Source organism: Pseudomonas cyclaminis (assembly GCF_015163715.1).
GTDB lineage: Bacteria > Pseudomonadota > Gammaproteobacteria > Pseudomonadales > Pseudomonadaceae > Aquipseudomonas > Aquipseudomonas cyclaminis.
In genome coordinates this window covers 1-4069 of the sequence record NZ_JADDUM010000377.1, presented here as the reverse complement: position 1 = coordinate 4069, position 4069 = coordinate 1, and the positions used below count along the sequence as shown (strand labels likewise).

Annotated in this window: 2 protein-coding genes and 2 pseudogenes; 2 read left to right on the top strand and 2 right to left on the bottom strand. The window is 62.0% G+C overall.

The genetic code is table 11. The features are described from left to right. Both IQK56_RS30660 and IQK56_RS30655 read right to left on the bottom strand, forming a co-directional pair. Window positions 1-150, bottom strand: a pseudogene (locus IQK56_RS30660) (preQ0 transporter); the annotation flags it as partial. Window positions 151-268: 118 nt separating this feature from the next. Further along, window positions 269-1894: a methyl-accepting chemotaxis protein gene (locus tag IQK56_RS30655; protein WP_150762061.1), complete on the bottom strand. Its 1626-nt coding sequence runs from the start codon at window positions 1892-1894 to the stop codon at window positions 269-271. Window positions 1895-2126: 232 nt separating this feature from the next. Here IQK56_RS30655 and IQK56_RS30650 point away from each other — a divergent pair. Together IQK56_RS30650 and IQK56_RS30645 are read left to right on the top strand one after the other, a co-directional pair. Continuing rightward, window positions 2127-3553: pseudogene (locus IQK56_RS30650) on the top strand (nucleobase:cation symporter-2 family protein). A 12-nt stretch (window positions 3554-3565) separates the two neighbouring features. Then, window positions 3566-4027, top strand: coding sequence for an LEA/WHy family protein (locus IQK56_RS30645; RefSeq protein WP_122307293.1), 462 nt, complete (start codon window positions 3566-3568; stop codon window positions 4025-4027). Window positions 4028-4069: the final 42 nt, after the last annotated feature.

Genomic DNA, 4069 nt, shown 5'->3' with positions numbered 1-4069 from the left:
TCGCACCGTGGCCGAAGCGGGTCTGCACCATGTCGCGCAGGATGAAGACCAGGCGCCCCAGGCGGACCAGATCACATCCAGGTGCGGGGCGGTGGAGAAGGCGAAGTTGATCAGCACGACGCTGCTGATGTAGGCGATCAGGAAGAGCATGGGGCGAGGGACCTGTGAACAAGGGGCAAAGGGTACTTCACATTTGGAAATATGTCGTCTGGGAGGGCCTCATCGGGGGCAAGCCCCCTCCCACATTTTGACCGCATTGCAAAGTGGGTCAGATGACGAACCTGGCCACCATCCCATTCAAATCCACCGCCAGGCGCGACAGCTCATGGCTGGCCGCGCTGGTCTGGTTGGCCCCCGCCGCCGACTGAGTGGCCAGGTCGCGGATATTCACCAGGTTGCGGTCCACCTCGCGGGACACCTGGGCCTGTTCTTCCGAGGCGCTGGCGATGACCAGGTTGCGCTCGTTGATCAGGCTGATGGACTGGGTGATCTGCTCCAGCGCCACACCGGCGGCGCGCGCCATTTCCAGAGTGTTCTGGGTGCGCTGGTTGCTTTGCTGCATGGATTGCACGGCTTCACCGGTGCCGTTCTGGATGCCGGCGACCATTTTTTCGATCTCCTGGGTCGACTGCGCAGTGCGATGGGCCAGGGCGCGCACCTCATCCGCCACCACCGCAAAGCCACGCCCGGCCTCACCGGCACGGGCGGCTTCGATGGCGGCGTTGAGTGCCAGCAGGTTGGTCTGCTCGGCGATCGCACGGATCACGTCAAGCACCTTGCCGATATCGCGGCCCTGTGTGGCCAGGCCTTCGATCATCGCGGCGGTGTTCTGCACGTCCTGGGTCATGGTCTGGATCGCACCGACGGTTTCCACCACCCGGTCGCGACCTTCGCGTGCGGCCTGGTTGGACTGGCTGGACGCCTCGGAAGTGGACACTGCATTGCGCGCCACTTCTTCCACCGCTGCGGTCATCTCGTTGACGGCGGTGGCGGCCTGATCGATTTCATTGTTCTGCTGCTGCAAGCCTTTGGAGGCTTCTTCGGTGACCGCACTGAGTTCCTCGGCGGCGGACGCCAGTTGCGTGGCCGAACCGGCGATGTGCTGAATGGTCTGGCGCAGGTTGGCCTGCATGGCGGCCAGGGCGCCGATCAAGCGGGCCGGCTCGTCGTTGCCGTCGTCCGCGATGGTGGTGCTGAGGTTGCCGGCGGCGATGGTTTCGGCCACGGCCACGGCTTTGCGCAACGGCGTGACGATGCTGCGGGTCAGCAGCCAGGCCAGCAGCACCGTGAGCAAGGCGGCGGCGACCGAGACCACGATCACACCGGTGATCGCGCTGTCGTAGCCGCGCCCGGCTTCAGCGTCGGCAGCCTTGGCGTCCGCGGCATTGATGGCGATCAATTTGTTCAGTTGCTCGCCCATTTGGTCGGTACCGTCCTTGATACGGGTGTTGATCAGCGCACGCATCTCATCGACCTTGCCTTGCCTGGACAGGGTGAGCATGTCGGCCTGGGCCTTGAAGTAGTTGTCCAAGGTGACGCCAAACGTCTTGTACAAGGCCGCCTCTTCCTGCCCGGCAGGCAACGTGGCGTAACCAGCCTGGGCTGTCTTGACCTTGTCGGCCAGCACGCCGATGCGGGTTTCAGCTTCCTGCAACGCGGCAGGCTCGCGATTGACCAGTACGCGAAACGACAGGATGCGCAGGCGCAGCACGTTTTCCGTTATCGTGCCCAAGTACGTCACGCTGGGCAGTTGGTTGGCGCTCATGGCCACCGACGCCTCGCGGATCAGCGTCATGCGGTTGACCGCAAACACGCCGATAACAACCACTAACAACGCGATGAACGCGAAACCGAGAGAAGCACGAGGGGCGATATTCAGATGACGGAGGGACATGGGCGAGGCTCTCAGGAGTAGTGTTTGCGCGCATCCCTGCGGCGAAACGATCCGCCGGCGTCAACGCACCGCTCAGACCTTGGCCCACTGTTGTTATTGATCGGTGGGCCTATACACATTATCGGCTGGGTGCAGCGTTTTACGCAGGGCACTCATAAATATTTTTTTACACTTCTGACGATCGACCGTTTCTGGCATCCTGCGCCTCCCTTTTCTGACCCGAGCCCGCATTTTGTCTGACGCTCAAGCCCCCCGCCCGCGCTATAAATCCGACCTGATCTACGGCCTGGAAGACCGCCCGCACTTCACTGCGGCGATCTTTGCCGCGCTGCAGCATGTGCTGGCGAGTTTTGTCGGCATCATCACCCCGACCCTGATCGTCGGTGGTGTGCTCGGCCTGGAAAGCGAAGTGCCGTACCTGGTGAGCATGGCGCTGTTTGTGTCGGGGCTCGGCACCTTTGTGCAGGCGCGCAAATTCGGCCCGATCGGTTCGGGGCTACTGTGCCTGCAAGGCACCAGCTTTTCGTTTATCAGCGTGATCCTCAGCGCGGGTTTCATGGTCAAGGCCCGTGGCGGCGGCACCGATGAAATCCTCTCGACGATCTTTGGCATCTGCTTTTTCGCGGCGTTCATCGAAGTGGTGCTCAGCCAGTTCATCGGCAAGCTGCGCAAGCTGATCACCCCGGTGGTGACCGGCACCATCATTACCTTGATGGGCTTGTCGCTGATCAAGGTGGCGGTCACGACATGGCCGGCGGCTTTGGCGCCAGCGACCTGGGGGCCGCCAACAATATGGGTCTGGCGGCACTGGTGCTGGTGACCATCGTGGTGCTCAACCGCTTCAACAACCCGTTCCTGCGCCTGGGTTCGATCGTGATCGGCCTGACCCTGGGCTTTGTGGTGGCGTGGTGGATGGGCCGCGTCGACCTGGCCGCCCTGCCCCACGTGCCTTTGATCAGCGTGCCGGTGCCGTTCAAGTACGGTTTCTCGTTCGACTGGGTGGCATTTATCCCGGTGGCGGTGATCTTCCTGATTTCGCCGCTGGAAGCGGCCGGTGACCTGACCGCCAATTCGATGATTTCCCAGCAGCCAGTCAAAGGCCCGCTGTATATCAAGCGCATCAAATCCGGTCTGCTGGCCGACGGCCTGAACTCGGCGATGGCCGCCACGTTCAACAGCCTGCCGATGGTGACCTTCGCCCAGAACAACGGCGTGATCCAACTCACCGGCGTGGCCAGCCGCTACGTGGCGTACTTCATCGCGGGGCTGCTGGTGCTGCTCGGGCTGTTCCCGATGATCGGCGCGGTGCTGCAACTGATGCCCAAGCCGGTGCTGGGCGGCGCGACCCTGATCATGTTCGGCACCGTTGCCGTGGCCGGCATCAAGATCCTCGCCGAAGCCGGGCTGCACCGGCGCAATGTGCTGATCGTAGCGATCTCCCTCGGCATGGGCCTGGGCGTCGCCGCCGTGCCGGAAGTGCTGCGTGACCTGCCCAAGGCCCTGCACAACATCTTCGAGTCGCCGATTACCGTGGGCGCGTTCTGTGCCATCCTGCTGAACATTTTCCTACCGGAAGAGTTCATAGAACTGCAAGAAGATGAATTTGATCCGGAGTCCTCTACCCTAAAAGTGATGCAGGACCCGGACGTCACGAAATAGGAGCACCTTTGTATGCGCAAGCTCATGGTTCTATCACTGTTGCTGCTGACCTTGAGCGCCTGCGCGCTGTTTCCCAACCGCGACCCGGTCAACATCACGGTAGTGGGCATCGAGCCCCTGCAAAGCCAGGAACTGGAAGTGCGCTTCGTGGTGAAACTGCGGGTGCAAAACCCCAATGAAACGGCGATCGACTACAACGGCGTGGCCCTGGACCTGGAGGTCAATGGCCGGCCGTTAGCCTCCGGCGTGAGTGATCAGGCCGGCAGCATCCCGCGTTTTTCCGAGACGGTCCTGAGGGTGCCGGTCAGCGTTTCGGCGTTCTCAGTGTTGCGCCAGACCCTGGGTTTGAGCCAAACCCAGAGCTTGAACAATTTGCCTTATGTACTGCGCGGCAAGCTTGCAGGCGGGTTGTTTGGCACGATGCGATTTGTGGATCGCGGCACCCTGGACCTGCCTAATACCGCCAGTTGGTAAACCGCGACGTGGTGTGTTATCTCAATGTGGAGGCTGCCCCCG

What these genes read in the sequence shown, in the direction of transcription:
- IQK56_RS30645 (WP_122307293.1), top strand. Translation starts at nt 3,566, where the DNA reads ATGCGCAAGCTCATGGTTCTATCACTGTTGCTGCTGACCTTGAGCGCC.
- IQK56_RS30655 (WP_150762061.1), bottom strand. Translation starts at nt 1,894, where the DNA reads ATGTCCCTCCGTCATCTGAATATCGCCCCTCGTGCTTCTCTCGGTTTC.